Source organism: Halalkalibacter alkalisediminis, assembly GCF_028610705.1.
GTDB lineage: Bacteria > Bacillota > Bacilli > Bacillales > Bacillaceae_D > Halalkalibacter > Halalkalibacter alkalisediminis.
On record NZ_JAQQWT010000002.1, the window covers coordinates 186847 to 201821 of the forward strand.

Below are 14975 nucleotides of genomic sequence, written 5' to 3' on the forward strand. Positions count from 1 at the left end.
TAGTCTATTTTTATGTAAATCAAGAATAACTAATGATTTTTCTAAAGGATGAAAAAAGGACCTTTTAGTAGTCTACGCCCTACCGGAATGTGAAATTTAACTATAAAAAAACAAGTGTAACTACGGAGAGAATCCATGTTTCCATTGGTTTCTTTGTATGGAGATAACTGTAGACATATAAAATCGTAAAGATGATACCAGACCAAAACACATTCCACCCGTGCCTGTAATCTATTAATTTCATTTTAACCGCTATATATTCACCGAATGTTGATAAAAAAGACCATTTGCCAATATGCCAAATTTGTTTGTTTAACGTCTCAGGATATGAACTTAAGCTTAAAAGGGCTAATGACGGTGTAACAAACAGGATATGTACAGCTCGTAACCACTTCCTATTTATTTTTCTAGGTCTGAATTCCCACAAAAAATAATTCCTACATAAATAATAATAGAAGGCATTTATGAAACTAACATACGCTAAACTTTTATAATACTTAGGCACTTGTTTCCACGACTTTTTTGAAACATTAAGCAAGACCACAAGCATAATGAGGGTGATGTGTTTTTGTTTCATCCTCTTCTCCTTTCCAATTTTTTGCATTTATAACTATATCATACCCTCCTTCCCTCCTTCTTACAAAAAATATAAGTTGTTTATTTAATAAAACAACAAAGGAACAAGAAGTTTATCTAGTTTCTCTTAAACAGCTACGGTCTTATTCTAAATTCGCATGTTTTCCATACATTTCATTTGAATCTAGACCTTTTTCTTCATAAGTTTTAAAATATTCGCTTCAAAAAACAATAACAAGCTTTGTTCGAATAGAGAGCCCCTTGGTTAAACCGTTTTATAGTCCTCCAACTGATAGATCTTTTGGTGAACCCGGCAAATCTAAGCTTGTCTTGAAAGGTTTGCAATGGTTGAATCGGGCTTGACCGTAACCGTTGCAACGGATGTCCAATTTCTTTAGCTTTTTACCCATTTCTCCTAATGGCAAATGATTTTCCTATTAAACCTGAACGACCTGCACCTGGTACAAAAATCTTCCGAGTTTTGAGTATCTCTTCTACAAGCTTTTCTGGTTGTTCATTATTAATTAGTTCGGTTGATTGTTATAGTTCACGAAGGATTACCGATAGGTAATGTGTTGTCTTCATCCTTAACTCAACCTTGTTTATTAAATTTTTACATTTTTGCATTTTTGCAGCAGCTTCAAACTTATTGTCTTGACCCGTTATCCCTCCGCTAACGATAACAAGGTCCCAGTTGACTTTAATGACCTCAGGCAATGTTTCTAACTTAATTCCTCCAGCAATTGCTGTTTTTGCATTTTTTACAACACTTTTAACGGTCTTTAGTTTTCAAAAGAGTTTTTCTGTTAACTCTTTCTCGCAGTTATACGTTTTAGCACAAACATGGCCATTTTCTTGACCTACCTTCGATCTTTTTATCTTTATGAATACAGAAGACCATTTAATTACCTGATCGTCCAATTGAATTAATGAAAAGATACGCAGAAATAGTGTATAATTTGGAATGGACGATAAGAACCAATATTGTAACTCTATACATAAAGGCAGTGAATTTAATGAAGTTTTTTAAACCTGATTTTGAACTCCAACATTTTTCTGAGATTACAATGGACTGGTTAAAGGCCAACCGAGTTGAAACCATTTTTTCTGATTTAGACAGCACATTAGCGACTCACGATTTACCAGCTGGCGATGATTTAGAAGCTTGGATCCAGATGCTGAAAGAGCAAGATGTACAATTAGTCATTGCTTCTAACAATAGTCAAGCTCGTGTCGATCGTTTTTGTGAGCCTCATGGGATCATTGGGTTTGGTCGATGCAAGAAACCAGCTGCTCGTATAGTTCGTCAGCATATGAATGAACTAGGGGCAAAAGATGATACCACGATCTTTTTAGGCGATCAATTATTTACAGACGTCTGGTGTGGCAAAAATGTAGGAATCAGAACTGTCCTTGTTCAGCCAATAGGTCAAGAACATGAACCGATCCAAATTGTGCTTAAGCGTAAGATTGAAAATTGGATGAAAAAGCGTTGGTAAGATCGATCGCTCCTTTTTTTAGGAGCGGTCTTTTTGATTAGAAGCAATCCCACTTTAAGTACTTCAAATGATTTTTTACAGGTTATAAACAAAATCCTCTTTTCTTCACATGAAAAATGAGCTGAGTAGTTATACTAACTTAGGGAGGTATATTTACTAATGAGCTATTTTCTAACAATTTTTCTGTTTTTATCATCCCCATTTTTAACTCCAGATGATTTGACTGTTACATACGAGGGGCAACCGATTGCAACCGTTAACAGAATGCAATTTCATTCTCCGTTAATCGGAAAGGAAATGATTGATTCAGATAAGTATCAGTTGTTTCTCAATCAAATTCAACAACAAGTGTATACACCACCTGTTAACGCAAAAATTGATAAATACGGGCAAATCGTACCTGAACAAATTGGCTATATGCTCGACAAACGTTCCTTCCATGAAACCTTTTATAAATACTATTATGGGAATGAAGAAGCACAATTTGAGGTTCCGCTTCGGCCGGTGCATCCTAAGGTTAACAGTGAGATTCTGTCTAATATTCGCGTTCAACGAATTGGTCAGTATGTAACTTACTTTAATAAACGGAATAAGGAACGGTCGCACAACATCTCGCTAGCAACCGAAGCAATTAATAATCATGTTGTCTTTCCTGGTGAGACGTTCTCCTTTAATGAAGTTGTTGGGAAACGAACGAGAGCGCGCGGATATTTAACTGCACCTGTCATCGTTCGGGGTGAACTTTCGGAAGACATTGGTGGTGGAATTTGTCAGGTTTCTTCGACGTTATATAATGCGATCGACCATGCTGGTCTAAAAATAGTCCAGCGTTATTCTCATAGTCGTCGTGTTCCTTATGTGCCTCGTGGACGAGATGCAACTGTAAGCTGGTATGGACCTGACTTTATGTTTAAAAATCAATTGAATCAACCGATCCTTATACAAGCTAGAATTTATGGTGGTCAAATGCTCGTGTACATTTTATCTTCTGACTTGATTGAAAATGAGCAACGACGTGTTCCTGGTGCTCCTCTTAAGTTACCAAAAGAAATTAACATAACAAACGAACAGAACGGATAACGTTCTGTTCGTTTGTTTCATTTCCTTAATAGTTGATCCGTTCTAACCCCATCAAGCGTCCATCCATCTGTGATCGATTCTCGTTTCAATCTAAATGTATAGCTAGAGGCCCTTTCCTTCTTGTCTTTTTGCTTTATGATAAAAGAAAGCGGAATCTCAAAAATGAGGTCGCCATTAAGTGTTGGCGATCGTTTATTACTTGTTAGACGTATCAATTCCACTTCATTAATGAATTCCTCTGCTTGTTCTAGGTCCTCGTTGTAAATCAATTTTAACAAATCTAAATCGTGTTGATTTAACGCAATAAAGAAAGTCTCGATAACTTCTTGTGCGGAAAGTTGCTTCACATATGGGGACAGAATACCCCCTGCTTTATACACCATCAACTGATGTGATAGATCGAGACTTCTTGTTGAATGAGTTAGGCTGTCTTTGAAGTGAATGCAAAAATGTCCTGGAAAGCCGTTTGCCAAAGCACCACCACCATGGGGCATCCCATGCATAGAAGCAGCTAAAGCCTGTCCGTTATGATGAACAAGAATGGCTCTTCTTTTCCAGCTCCACTTGCCACCGTATGCCTCTTTCATGATTGCTGTATCTGCTTTTGTTAAAGGCTGAACATCGGCATGGTTACTGCCGGCACGTCTTTGCGCTTTAAAGCGTAATCCTGTTTCTAAATCGGTAATTGTAAAGGTTGTATATCGAGGAATGATCTCGTCGATTTCTTCCCATTTTAACAGTGTCCCAAAATGATGCTCATGCAAACCTCGGAAATAACTTGTGATTTTCTTTGCTGCGTTCGGATCGACTTTTAACTTTCTTTTTTGTTGAACATCAAAGAAGTCACCGTTCACATCAATCGTGTATATTCGAATTGTCCCACGGTCTTCAAGCAACACATAATGATTAGTAAAAGGGATAAAATCAACTTTTTCAAGCTGAGTAGCTTGAAAAAGAGCTTGAACGATTTTTTCTGATCTGACTTTTAAAACGGTCTGATGCAATGATTGACTTGACGATTTAACAATTAATGATGCCTGTCCTGCAGCCTCAGTAGCAGATCCAATAGTCGGTATAGCGCCTAATAAGACAAGGAAAAGCGTCACCATCATCCATTTTTTCATTTGATATACTCCTTGAGATTAGTGTGATCGATTTCTATTCATCTTCTTCCATCACATCAGGATTAAATAAAGCTGTAACGACCATTTGATTTGGATTAATCGCTACTCCATCTGTGTATTCTTCAATCTCTTCTTTAATTTTTCTTAAATCATCTTCCACACTATCTGTTGGTTGTTGACTCGCCTTTAGTTCTTTTAGTCTTGCTTCGAGCATATTCTTTGTTTCCGTTAAGACAAAGACATTTTCAAGTTTTTCATAATAGGTTAAAGGTTCATGCTCCACTTAAGATTCCTCCTTTTCATTAGAGTCAATAAGGTATATCATCTCACATTAAAATAAACCTATTCGAGCATCGCTAAAACCAGTTGATCTTCAAGTTGCTTTGCTTGTTTCCCGTCTAATACTTGGTTAAGAATAATGGAGAAAATCAGAGGATCTTCGCTATGTTCAATATAACCAGCTAAAGAACTAACTGAAGTCAGTGTCCCGGTCTTTGCTCTAACTTTTCCACTTGCGACCGTAAGTCTCATTCTCTCGTGTAATGTTCCACGCTCAAGCTCGTTTTGCCCATCGACAAGTGGCATGGAACTTAGAAAAGACTCAAACCAAGGCTCGTTTTGTATCTCAAATAAAAGTTTTGTCATTTGTCTACTTTGGATTCCATTTACATGCGAAATACCTGAACCGTCTCTTATGATCATTGATTCACTCTCAATGCCCCACTTTTTTATTTCATCTTGTAACACTTGTAGTCCCATTTCCCAGCTTCCATCTTCTCCTTTTATATATCCCATTTCTTTAATGAGCGTTTCCGCATGACCGTTATTGCTTAGTTTCATAAATGGAATAAGTAATTTTGAAAGAGGCATGGAGCTATGAGAGGCTACCCTTTTTGAAGTTTGTGGTATTCGGTCTATTCTTGATTCACCCAATAAGGTAATGCCATGTTCCTTTAAAGATTGATTGAAAAGCTCTAATACATAGTTTGTCGGTTCCCATAGGGCAATCGTTTCTTTAAGAGAAGATGCGTTTTTGGGTATCCCCCCTTTGATGTACAGATGATTGGCCCCATGCTCACGCGATATCGTTAAATTGGTTATTTCGTCCATGTCAACGGTCGTGCTGGTGTTCCTTATCGTTAAAGGGGATGCGAAAGGGGTTACGGTGACTATTCCCTTCTCACCGATTTCATTTCCAGGAGTGATTTCAACCATTACGGTTCCCGAATCATAATTATTGTCTGGGGCAACGGTTAAAGCAGATACCTGTGCGCCATAGTAAGCCTCTTCATCTGACCAAGGTAAGTCGACTGAGTATCGCTGCGCATCATAACGACTATCGTCTGCAACTAGATTTCCTTTAATGAACGTTACTCCTTTTTCTTTTAACTGTTGAACAAGATCATCAATATCCTTTTTTAAAAGGGTAGGGTCCCCACTCCCTCTTATATAGAGATTGCCGTTAAGTATCTTCCATTTGATTGTTCCGTCTGTATACAAATTTGTTGTAAATCGGTGATGGTCTCCTAATACCGATAAGGCTGATGCCGCAGTAAAAAGTTTCATATTTGATGCTGGTCTTAAACGAGTATCAGCTAAATGCTCATACAGTACCTCACCAGTTTTAGCTGAGCGCACACTTACACTAATAATGGCTCCTTCTAAAATTGAACTCGTTTGCAAAAGGTCCTCTATTTTTTGTTGATCAAAAGCCTGTACATTTGGCATAAATAAGTTTATCAATAACAACATGATCAGAATGAAACCGATCTTTGCTCTCATTCAAACCCTCCTCTTCGTCCATGTTAGTATGGGAATCTCTTGCTAAAATAATTACGATTCCTATAGGGAAAAGTAACAGTACATCCTTTAAGGAGTGATACATGTGGAATCAAACGAAATGCGCGATCAGATTACCATTGAAGATGAAAATGGGCAAACAAAGGATTATTCAGTAGAAGCACTTTTTGACATGGAAGAACACTCATATGCTCTATTATCATCTAATGAAGACACCATTTTAATGCGTGTTGAGGATGAAGCTGATGGTCAGTACTTGGTGGGTATCACGGACCCCGAGGAGAGAGATTCAATCCTTTATGCATACGAAATAGCGGTTGATGCAAATCCAGCTGACTAAATATTATTTCGAGGTGAAACCATGGCAACGAGGAAAGAAAACAACGTCTTTGAAAATGTTCGTATGGGTCAAGGAAATATGGGGTTATTTGGTTTAACTGGACCAAAAGAAGTGGCTGATTATTCGTTATCATCGAGGCCCAAAACGACAGGCCAAATTGACCGTGAGTATGACGGTGCTACTGCAACGTCAAAAGAAACGGAACAAGGATAAAAAAACTGCACCTCCAATTGTTAGCGTCTAACAATTGGAGTGCAGTTCAATATAAGTGGTGCGGATTTCGGTTTCACACAAAAATAATGTGATACAGTAATTTTTTTAAATCGAGTTTAAATGGATAACTGTGCTGACAATTCATAGACTTGTTTGTCTATCTGATGTGGTTTCTGGAAAATCTCATCAAATGGGTAATGAACCAGTTGATTTTTCTCAAGACCAACAGCTATACCTGATTTTCCATCTAGTAGTAAATCTACCGCATACGCGCCTAAACGACTAGCTAACACTCGATCAAATCCGGTTGGAGATCCACCTCTTTGAAGATGACCAAGAACCGTGACACGCGTTTCTAATTGAGTCCTTTTTTCAATATCTTTTGCCACATCAAAGCCACTTCCAATTCCTTCTGCAACCACAATAATGCTGTGTTTTTTTCCACGCTTTGCACCACGCTCTAACCGATCAATGATGTCATCCATATTATGTCCGACTTCTGGTAACAAAATCGTCTCTGCGCCACCAGCTAGGCCACTTAATAAGGCTAGGTCACCAGCATGACGTCCCATGACTTCTATCACATAAGTTCGTTCGTGTGAACTAGCAGTATCTCTAATTTTATCAATTGAATCAATAATCGTATTTAAAGCCGTATCGAAGCCAATGGTAAAATCGGTTCCGGGAATATCATTGTCAATCGTACCTGGTGCACCCACGGTTGCAATCCCATGTTTTGAAAGCTTTTGGGCTCCACGGTAAGAACCATCTCCACCAACAACAATGACGCCTTCAATCCCATGCTTTTTTAATTGCTCAACAGCCTTCAACTGACCTTCTACGGTTCTAAATTCTTCACTTCTTGAACTATGTAACATCGTTCCGCCCCGATGAATAATATCTCCAACAGACCCCAGATCCAGTTCTTTTATATCTCCTTCTATCATCCCCGCATAGCCACGGTACACCCCAAATACTTTACAATCATGAAAAATAGACTTTCTTACGACTGCGCGGACAGCCGCATTCATCCCTGGAGAGTCTCCTCCGCTTGTTAAAACAGCAATTCGTTTCAAGAAATCACTCCTAGATTAGATTTAACTTTTTTAAAAGTATTTCTATATTGTTAAGCGGTTATACTTCTACCGATTTATTGGCTATGGTCAAGTTAAGAAAACGTTTAAGTGAACAAAAATAAGAAAGTAAGGACCAATAAACTCAATGTAACAAAATTCTCCCCTATTAATGACCCCGTCCTTACATATAGTGGCATTCTCACATTCATTTTAAATGGATATAAAAATTTAACACCTTGTGTCGTCATTGAATCAAGCAAAATATGACTTGCAACACCAACTAATACTCCAAGCCCCAATGACGTAGAACCGATAAAAGTTAATTGCTGAAAGAGTATGTATAACAGCATCATAAATAATAAGCTGTGGCTTAAGGAGCGGTGACCAAATATTTTGCTGAAAATCCGCGAAAGAATCGGAAGCCTCCTCCCGATCATTGATTTTGGATGACAAATATCTGGGATAATCGAGCCAATAAAAGCAGCACTATAATAATAGATCGGTTCTTGTATCGGTGTATTCGTAAATTTATGCCAAACAACGGCAGCGGCTATTCCTCCAATAATGTGGGTGGTCCCTTTCATTGTGTTCATCCTTTTATGTTTTAATTTTTATTAGTTTACATAACATTATTATAATAAACTGAAATAATCTTGTAATTTGTAAGGTTCGTTTTTAAGAGCATATAGATCAAATCGTTTCTAAAGGAATATATAAAGATGGAAAAACCGATGAGATTAAACCTCATCGGTTTTTAGAGTTGTATCAATTTCCTCCCATACTTCAATCACATCACCAGTTGTGGCAACATCAACAACAAAGGATCCATTGCTGTAACGATCGCTGTTACGATAATTATTAGGATCTATCGTCTCGATAACATCATTCTTTGTCCGAATGGTTAAGTGGGACGTTTCTTTCGTGACTCGCTTACATGCAAGCACTCGGTGTGGGTTTGATTTTAACTCTCTAAGCATCACAAGTCCACGTTTTGCACGACTTGATTTATCAAATTCTGTAATAGGAATCTTTTTAACGGCTCCACGTTGTGTAATGATAATAAACTCAACTTTCTTTTCATCTACCAAAAACGTGTCTGCACCAACGACATAGTCGCCTTCTTTTAAATTAATTGCTTTTACCCCTGCAGCCCTTTGACCAACCAAGTTGATTTCATCTACACTCAACCACAGGCCTAGAGCTAAGTTTGTTGCGATAAATAATTCTTCAGTACCCGTAGTATGCATCATGGCTACGACTTCATCATCTTCTTTAAGCTTAATTGCCATCAACGGTTTGGAGAAACGTTGTGCTTGGTAAAGCGATAACTGCGAACGTTTTGCCATTCCATTTTTTGTAATGAACAAAAGAGATTCTTCTTCTTTAAATTCTTTTACTGGCAATGCTTTGATGATTTCATCCTCTCGCTCTAGCCCACTAACGAGATTGGCAACATGCTGGCCATTGTCCTTCCACCTTATATCAGGGAGTTGGTGTACTGGAATATATAAGTAATTTCCTAGCTTCGTAAACAATAACAAAGTTTCTATGGTATTTATTTCGAAGTGGCCAAGAAGATAATCTCCTTCTTTCATGCCAGGATTTTCACCATTTGAGGCTCCATAAGAACGAATGCTCGTTCTCTTGACGTAACCTTCTTTTGTAACTGTAACCATCACGTCTTCAGAAGCAATCAATACATCCATATTAATTTTAATTTCTTCAATTTCCTCTTTAATAATCGTTCGACGAGGATCTGCAAATTCTTTCTTTATCGTTTGTAGATTTTTCTTTATAACTGAAATTAATTTCTTTTCACTTTCAAGAATCGCTTCAAGCTCATGAATACGACGTTCGAGTTCTGCAGCTTCTTCTTCAAGAGTCGTAATATCCGTGTTCGTTAAACGATAAAGTTGCAAGGTGACAATCGCTTCCGCTTGAGCTTCAGTAAAATCATATTTTGAAATTAAATTTTCTTTTGCGTCTTTCTTATCCTTTGATGCACGAATTGTTGTGATTACTTCATCCAGAATGGAAATAGCCTTAATTAGACCTTTAACAATATGTTGACGATCCAGTGCTTTCTTCAGGTCATATTTCGCTCTTCTTGTAAACACAAGCTTCTGATGATCAATGTAAGCTTGGATTAACGGTTGAAGACCCATTAACTTCGGTGCTTTATTAGCTATAGCCACCATGTTGAAGTTATATGTAACTTGTAAATCGGTATTTTTTAATAGATAGTTTAAGATTGCAGTAGCATCTGCTTCTTTCTTTAATTCTACCACAATCCGCAATCCAGTTCGATCGGTGTCGTCTCGGACTTCAGCTATTCCGTCAACTTTTTTATCAAAACGAAGTTCATCCATTTTTTTAACAAGGTTTGATTTTACAACCTCATATGGAATTTCCGTGATCACGATTTGCTTACGTCCACCGCGAATTTCTTCTACTTCTGTGTTTGCACGAACGACTACTTTACCTTTACCTGTGCGATAGGCTTGCCTGATCCCATCTAATCCTTGAACAATTCCGCCCGTTGGGAAGTCTGGTCCCTTAATCACTTGTAACAAGTCCTCAAGTGTCGTATTCGGATTTTCCATTTGCATGATTACACCATCAACAATTTCACCTAAATGGTGAGGCGGAATATCGGTAGCATAACCAGATGAAATCCCTGTCGATCCATTTACAAGTAAATTCGGATACATGGCAGGTAACACAACTGGTTCTTCCTCAGAATCATCAAAGTTAGGAATGAAATCGACGGTATCACGATCAATATCACGTAAGAGCTGTGCAGCGATTTTAGATAATCGCGCTTCTGTGTAACGCATCGCTGCTGGAGGATCTCCATCAATCGAACCATTGTTCCCGTGCATATCTACTAAAAGATTACGAACCTTCCATTCCTGACTCATCCGAACCATGGCTTCATATACGGAAGAATCTCCATGTGGATGATAGTTACCAATAACATTACCGACGGTCTTAGCCGATTTACGAAATGGTTTTTCAGCTGTATTTCCTTCTTTATACATCGCATATAAAATACGACGTTGAACTGGCTTTAGCCCATCCCTCGCATCGGGTAATGCACGTTCTTGAATAATGTATTTACTATAGCGACCGAATCGGTCCCCAATAACATCTTCTAAGGGAAGGTCTAAGTAACGCTCTGTTTGTGCCAAGCTTACTCCTCCTCAACTACTGCTAAGTTTTCATTTTCTAAGATGTTCGAGTCTTCTTCCAAGCCAAATTGAACATGTGATTCTATCCATTTACGTCTTGGCTCAACTTTATCCCCCATTAATGTCGTTACACGCTTTTCAGCACGCGCTGCATCGTCAAGTTTGACTCGAATGAGCGTTCTTGTCTCTGGATCCATAGTTGTTTCCCAAAGCTGGGTCGCATTCATTTCTCCAAGACCCTTATAACGCTGCAATGTATAGCCTCTGCCGACCTTTTTTGTTGCACTATCTAATTCACGTTCATCCCATGCATATTCAATAATTTCTTTTTTCCCAGTACCTTTGCTCACTTTATATAGGGGTGGCAATGCAATATAAATCTTTCCAGCATCAAAAAGTGGACGCATATAGCGGTAAAAGAACGTTAATAAAAGAACTTGAATATGCGCTCCATCCGTATCGGCATCGGTCATAATAACAACTTTATCGTAATTCACGTCTTCAAGCGTGAAATCAGCTCCAACACCTGCACCAATCGTATGGATGATCGTACGAATTTCTTCGTTTTTCATAATGTCTTCAAGCTTAGCTTTCTCCGTATTAATCACTTTACCACGCAAAGGTAGAACCGCTTGGAACTTTCGGTCACGTCCTTGCTTCGCGGAACCACCAGCTGAATCTCCCTCCACCAAGTAAAGTTCGTTTCGTTGCGGGTTCTTTGATTGTGCAGGAGTAAGTTTTCCACTCAACAAAACATCTCGACGCTTACTCTTCTTACCATTACGAGCATCTTCTCTTGCTTTTCTAGCTGCCTCACGAGCTTGGGCTGCTTTAACAGCCTTTTTAATCAGCATCGTACTTACATCTGGGTTTTCTTCAAAGAAATAGGATAACTTTTCAGATACAACACCGTCAACAGCAGAACGTGCTTCAGACGTTCCTAATTTCCCTTTTGTTTGTCCCTCAAATTGTAGCTTTTCCTCAGGCACTCGAACGGAAATAATCGAAGTGAATCCTTCGCGAATATCAGAACCATCTAAATTTTTATCTTTTTCCTTTAAGATTTTCACTTTTCTAGCATATTCATTCACAGCTCTAGTCATGGCTGCTTTAGCCCCTAGTTCATGTGTTCCTCCATCTTTCGTACGGACGTTATTCACAAACGAGAGAACATTTTCGGTGTAACCGTCATTGAACTGGAAAGCAAATTCAACTTCAATGTTATTTTGCTCTCCTTGGAAAAAGACAACAGGACTAATCGTTTCTTTGTCCTCATTTAAATATTCAACGAACGCTTCGATTCCATTTTCAAAATAAAACTCTTCTTTAGAACCTTCTCCACGTAAGTCAACCAGTTCAATTCTTAAGCCTTTAAGTAAGAAAGCGGCTTCACGTAGTCTCTCTGTTAACGTTTCAAGATTATACGTCGTTGCCGTAAAGATGGTTGGATCTGGCTTGAAGTGGATCGTAGTCCCTGTTTTACGAGTGTTTCCAACTTTTTCAAGAGTCGTTACAGGTTTGCCACCATTTTCAAATCTTTGCTTATAGACATGGCCATCTCGTTTGATTTCGACGACTAACCATTCAGAAAGGGCATTAACAACAGAGGCCCCTACACCATGTAGTCCACCACTTGTTGCATAACCGCCTTGTCCAAACTTACCTCCTGCGTGAAGAACTGTCAAAATCACTTCCGGAGTTGGCTTACCTGATTTATGCATTCCAGTCGGCATCCCGCGCCCTTCATCAGTAACAGAAATACTATTATCACGATGTACAGTTACATTTATGTATGAACCGTGTCCAGCTAACGCTTCGTCAACTGAGTTATCTACTATTTCGTAAACAAGATGATGAAGCCCGCGCGAGTCCGTACTACCAATATACATTCCTGGGCGCTTTCTAACTGCTTCAAGGCCTTCTAATACTTGTATTGATTCATCGTTATAATCCATATGTTGTTTTTTTGCCAAAGTTGAGACTCCTTTCAACATGCTACTCGTATTGTAGCACAAACGAACAAATGTTTCTTTTCCTCGAACAGTGCTGCTTAATCTATTTTAGCTGTTATTTCTGTATTCGCAACACCTTTTCTATTATCCTTTATTTTCTTTAAGTTTTTTAACAAGTAAAAAACGAGACTTTATAAGAAGCCTCGTCTTTAAAAAACAGTTATTTCCATTTGGCGTGTTCAACTTTAATACAACGATTCATAATGGTTTGAATTCCTTTTTGCTTGAGTATTTCGTAAGCTTCTTCATTTTCTAACCCAAGTTGTGCCCAAAATGCAGTAGCATCAACTTCCACAGTTTCTTTAGCTACTTCTGGTAAAAATTCACTTCTTCTAAAGACATTGACAATGTCAATTTTTCCTTCGATTTCATTTAGCGAGCTGACTGCCTTTACTCCTAATACCTCATCAACTGTAGGGTTTACAGGTATAATCTCATAACCAGCTTTTTGCATCGCTTCACTGACCATATAAGAAGTTCGGTCGGGACTCGCGGACAGTCCCACTACCGCAATTCGTTTACTTTCATTTAATAATTTTTTTATTTCTTCGTCTTTAGGATTTTGAAAACTCATGATGATCACTCCTTCCGTTTTATATCGTGTTCTTCTTTCAACTTCTTACTCCTCAATTCCTGCAATTTATGAAAACAAAACGTTTTATTCTCTTGAATTTGGCAAAACCTACTTGTATATCATTAGAAAAAGGGAGGTACAAATGAAACATCACCCAACTCTGTTTATTTTGCGTTCGCAATTTTGGTACATCCCAGCCATTTACGGAGTTATTTCCATCTTATTTGCTTGTTTGAGCATATGGGGGGATCGTTATATAAGTAGTCAGTTTCTGCCTAATTTTTTCTATGTAGACTTAGCTCTAGCGCAAACGTTGTTAAGTACAATCACTTCCTCATTGTTGACAATGACAACCATTTCCTTTTCTACAATTATGGTTGTGCTAACCACCTATTTATCACAATTCTCACCTCGAACCATGCAGGACTTTATGACGGATGTCTACACTCAGCGCATTTTAGGTGTATTCATTGGTGGATTTTTATATGCTTTGGTTCTTCTTCTTCTTATACGAGATACGAAGCAAGAATTGTTGTTTTTTTCCCCAACCTTAGCTGTTATATACGCGATAGTATGCGTCGGATATTTTGTTTTTTTCGTGCATCATGTTGGAAGATGGATTCAAGTGAGCAATTTAATTCATCATATTACTCGAAACACGATCGAATCGATCCATCATAATTACGACGATGCCATAGAAGAAGTGCCCGATGAGCCTTGGAAAGATTGGGAAAGTGAAGAGGTAAAATTAGTGGACCCTCTACACATCCATTCGAAACAAGCCGGTTATTTATTGGTAATCGAATTAGAAGAACTGATCGAGCAAGCTTCACAAGATGACTTGATTGTCAAAATCGAAGTAGGACTTGGTGATTTTTTAGAAGGAGGAATGGTTCTGCTATCTATATGGGGGAAAACTAGCCATTTAGATACGGCATTGTATGAACGTTATTTCCATGTTGGTGAAGAGCGAGCGACCATCCAAGATATTGACTTCGGCTTAACAAAGCTTGTTGAAATCTCGCTACGAGCCTTATCACCAGGGATCAACGACCCTAATACGGCGATTAGTGGCATTCGCGCTCTAGCTCGAATTTTAACCGTTTTAGCAAAGAAAAATTTACACCGATCCTATTATAACGATTCTCACCAAGCTCTTAGAGTCATTGTCCAACAACGACATTTCAAAGACTATCTGTATAAATGTTACTATCAAATTAGACGTCCCGGTACAGAAGATGTATCTGTTTTAGCCGCGATCATCGATTCCTTGCAATTGGTTGCAGCTCAAAACAACAAGCAGATTAAACAAACCATATGGGAATTTTCCAGATATATTGAAGAAGGAATTAAAAAAGAAGATATGCTTGATTTAGACCGCGTCTATTTAAATGAAAAACTGCAAAAATTAGCGATTCAAACAGATCAAAGTCAGAATTATCACCCCATGTGACTAGGAGCGTCTACTGTAGGTGCTCCTAACGTAAGTC

Annotated in this window: 14 protein-coding genes and 2 pseudogenes; 5 read left to right on the forward strand and 11 right to left on the reverse strand. The window is 38.3% G+C overall.

The annotated features are described in order from the left end of the window. Positions 1-100 precede the first annotated feature (100 nt). The 3 genes and pseudogenes from PQ474_RS03385 to PQ474_RS03390 all read right to left on the reverse strand — a co-directional run. Complete coding sequence (locus PQ474_RS03385; RefSeq protein ID WP_273840566.1) at positions 101-577, reverse strand: CBO0543 family protein; 477 nt, start codon at positions 575-577, stop codon at positions 101-103. A 142-nt stretch (positions 578-719) separates the two neighbouring features. Continuing rightward, positions 720-1101 (reverse strand): annotated as a pseudogene (locus tag PQ474_RS26325) (phosphoheptose isomerase family protein). A gap of 15 nt (positions 1102-1116) precedes the next feature. After that, positions 1117-1362: pseudogene (locus tag PQ474_RS03390) on the reverse strand (hypothetical protein); the annotation flags it as partial. A 230-nt stretch (positions 1363-1592) separates the two neighbouring features. On the opposite strand from PQ474_RS03390, the gene PQ474_RS03395 reads away from it, so the two are divergent. After that, a complete protein-coding gene (locus tag PQ474_RS03395) occupies positions 1593-2075 on the forward strand; it encodes a YqeG family HAD IIIA-type phosphatase (RefSeq protein ID WP_273840567.1) in 483 nt (160 codons plus the stop codon). A gap of 159 nt (positions 2076-2234) precedes the next feature. Then, positions 2235-3155: a VanW family protein gene (locus PQ474_RS03400; RefSeq protein WP_273840569.1), complete on the forward strand. Its 921-nt coding sequence runs from the start codon at positions 2235-2237 to the stop codon at positions 3153-3155. A gap of 17 nt (positions 3156-3172) precedes the next feature. Here PQ474_RS03400 and PQ474_RS03405 read toward each other — a convergent pair whose 3' ends face one another. Genes PQ474_RS03405 through dacB form a run of 3 tightly spaced genes read right to left on the reverse strand, consistent with a single transcriptional unit; the run spans position 3173 to position 6061 of the window. Further along, positions 3173-4279, reverse strand: a complete 1107-nt coding sequence (locus tag PQ474_RS03405; RefSeq protein WP_273840570.1) for a hypothetical protein — start codon at positions 4277-4279, stop codon at positions 3173-3175. A 34-nt stretch (positions 4280-4313) separates the two neighbouring features. Continuing rightward, entirely contained in the window at positions 4314-4562 is a 249-nt protein-coding gene (locus PQ474_RS03410; protein WP_273840572.1) for a hypothetical protein, read from the reverse strand. 59 nt (positions 4563-4621) lie between these two features. Further along, entirely contained in the window at positions 4622-6061 is a 1440-nt protein-coding gene (gene dacB, locus PQ474_RS03415; RefSeq protein ID WP_273840574.1) for a D-alanyl-D-alanine carboxypeptidase/D-alanyl-D-alanine endopeptidase, read from the reverse strand. 103 nt (positions 6062-6164) lie between these two features. Between dacB and PQ474_RS03420 the strand changes: the two genes are divergently transcribed. Next, positions 6165-6419 (forward strand): DUF1292 domain-containing protein, encoded by a 255-nt coding sequence (locus tag PQ474_RS03420; RefSeq protein WP_273840576.1) that lies wholly within the window; start codon positions 6165-6167, stop codon positions 6417-6419. A gap of 21 nt (positions 6420-6440) precedes the next feature. After that, a complete protein-coding gene (locus PQ474_RS03425) occupies positions 6441-6632 on the forward strand; it encodes a hypothetical protein (protein WP_273840578.1) in 192 nt (63 codons plus the stop codon). Between the two features lie 116 nt (positions 6633-6748). Here PQ474_RS03425 and pfkA read toward each other — a convergent pair whose 3' ends face one another. From pfkA to PQ474_RS03450, 5 genes are all read right to left on the reverse strand, one after another. Beyond that, the gene (gene pfkA, locus PQ474_RS03430; RefSeq protein WP_273840579.1) at positions 6749-7708 is read right to left on the reverse strand and encodes a 6-phosphofructokinase; all 960 of its coding nucleotides are present in this window, start codon (positions 7706-7708) and stop codon (positions 6749-6751) included. Positions 7709-7812: 104 nt separating this feature from the next. Continuing rightward, complete coding sequence (locus PQ474_RS03435; RefSeq protein ID WP_273840581.1) at positions 7813-8292, reverse strand: metal-dependent hydrolase; 480 nt, start codon at positions 8290-8292, stop codon at positions 7813-7815. Positions 8293-8445: 153 nt separating this feature from the next. Next, positions 8446-10899 (reverse strand): DNA topoisomerase IV subunit A, encoded by a 2454-nt coding sequence (gene parC, locus PQ474_RS03440; RefSeq protein WP_273840583.1) that lies wholly within the window; start codon positions 10897-10899, stop codon positions 8446-8448. 2 nt (positions 10900-10901) lie between these two features. Continuing rightward, complete coding sequence (gene parE, locus PQ474_RS03445; protein ID WP_390186604.1) at positions 10902-12893, reverse strand: DNA topoisomerase IV subunit B; 1992 nt, start codon at positions 12891-12893, stop codon at positions 10902-10904. 178 nt (positions 12894-13071) lie between these two features. Further along, positions 13072-13485: a CoA-binding protein gene (locus PQ474_RS03450; RefSeq protein WP_273840587.1), complete on the reverse strand. Its 414-nt coding sequence runs from the start codon at positions 13483-13485 to the stop codon at positions 13072-13074. A 142-nt stretch (positions 13486-13627) separates the two neighbouring features. On the opposite strand from PQ474_RS03450, the gene PQ474_RS03455 reads away from it, so the two are divergent. Beyond that, positions 13628-14938, forward strand: coding sequence for a DUF2254 domain-containing protein (locus PQ474_RS03455; RefSeq protein WP_273840589.1), 1311 nt, complete (start codon positions 13628-13630; stop codon positions 14936-14938). Positions 14939-14975: the final 37 nt, after the last annotated feature.

Bases quoted from the DNA above. Each gene is read 5' to 3' on its own strand.
- PQ474_RS03435 (WP_273840581.1), bottom strand. From the start codon at position 8,292: ATGAAAGGGACCACCCACATTATTGGAGGAATAGCCGCTGCCGTTGTT.
- PQ474_RS03455 (WP_273840589.1), top strand. From the start codon at position 13,628: ATGAAACATCACCCAACTCTGTTTATTTTGCGTTCGCAATTTTGGTAC.
- PQ474_RS03405 (WP_273840570.1), bottom strand. From the start codon at position 4,279: ATGAAAAAATGGATGATGGTGACGCTTTTCCTTGTCTTATTAGGCGCT.
- PQ474_RS03395 (WP_273840567.1), top strand. From the start codon at position 1,593: ATGAAGTTTTTTAAACCTGATTTTGAACTCCAACATTTTTCTGAGATT.
- dacB (WP_273840574.1), bottom strand. From the start codon at position 6,061: ATGAGAGCAAAGATCGGTTTCATTCTGATCATGTTGTTATTGATAAAC.
- PQ474_RS03425 (WP_273840578.1), top strand. From the start codon at position 6,441: ATGGCAACGAGGAAAGAAAACAACGTCTTTGAAAATGTTCGTATGGGT.
- parE (WP_390186604.1), bottom strand. From the start codon at position 12,893: ATGTTGAAAGGAGTCTCAACTTTGGCAAAAAAACAACATATGGATTAT.
- PQ474_RS03450 (WP_273840587.1), bottom strand. From the start codon at position 13,485: ATGAGTTTTCAAAATCCTAAAGACGAAGAAATAAAAAAATTATTAAAT.
- PQ474_RS03400 (WP_273840569.1), top strand. From the start codon at position 2,235: ATGAGCTATTTTCTAACAATTTTTCTGTTTTTATCATCCCCATTTTTA.
- PQ474_RS03385 (WP_273840566.1), bottom strand. From the start codon at position 577: ATGAAACAAAAACACATCACCCTCATTATGCTTGTGGTCTTGCTTAAT.